Raw genomic sequence first — 306 nt, 5'->3', positions numbered from 1 at the left:
CGTATGCCGTTTCAAAGTTCGTGCCGCGTAAAGCGATTTCGGCGTTACCCAAGGCTATTTTATCTACGGGAAGGGTATCCCCTTTGTTTAATTTAAGTATGCGCTCGATGATGGTTACGGATTGCGCTCTTGTCGTTGGCTTATCCGGTCCTAGTTCCCCTCTGGACAATCCTTGAATCAAACCCGTCTTCGTGGCATTGAACATCACGGAATCGTTGTCCATCAAGACCCCTTCCTGCTGCATATCCTCCCGTGTTGCACGCAAGGATATAAGCGACATTTCAAGCCTGGATATTTGAGTGTTTA

At 47.7% G+C, this 306-nt stretch carries 1 protein-coding gene; it reads right to left on the bottom strand.

Annotated elements, in window-relative coordinates; genetic code table 11:
- The coding region (locus tag NR121_RS25110) for an S-layer homology domain-containing protein (protein ID WP_256832151.1) at window positions 1-223 on the bottom strand (223 nt) is incomplete at its 3' end.
- Window positions 224-306 lie beyond the last annotated feature (83 nt).

Origin of the sequence: Paenibacillus sp. Pae15 (assembly GCF_024519685.1) — a bacterium.
Classification (GTDB): Bacteria; Bacillota; Bacilli; order Paenibacillales; family NBRC-103111; genus Paenibacillus_G; species Paenibacillus_G naphthalenovorans.
The sequence above is the reverse complement of the archived record's forward strand: the minus strand, read 5'-3'. Positions and strand labels throughout refer to the sequence as shown.